Genomic DNA, 263 nt, shown 5'->3' on the forward strand with positions numbered 1-263 from the left:
GCCGCGCTCGACCGTGCGCTCGCGCAGATGTCGATCCACAACCAGAACGCGCGCAAGGACATCGAGCTGCTGTGGGCGCGTGTGGATGAGGGGAAGAAGGAACGCGATGCGCTCGAGGCGCAGATCGGCGGCGTCGACGACCGGGTGGCGGCGATGAAGAACACCGCGAGGGGCGCGATGCGGGTGCTCGGGATCGTGCTTGGCCTCGTCCAGACGTTTCTCGTCGGCTCGATCGTGTGGGTGTTCACCCATATCAACGAAGG

At 65.8% G+C, this 263-nt stretch carries 1 protein-coding gene; it reads left to right on the forward strand.

What is annotated here, in order from left to right; genetic code table 11:
- A partial coding sequence (locus SB751_RS31725; RefSeq protein ID WP_410749235.1) for a hypothetical protein occupies nucleotides 1–263 on the forward strand: 263 nt, incomplete at both ends.

It is taken from the genome of Cupriavidus sp. SIMBA_020, from assembly GCF_046535395.1.
Classification (GTDB): Bacteria; Pseudomonadota; Gammaproteobacteria; order Burkholderiales; family Burkholderiaceae; genus Cupriavidus; species Cupriavidus campinensis.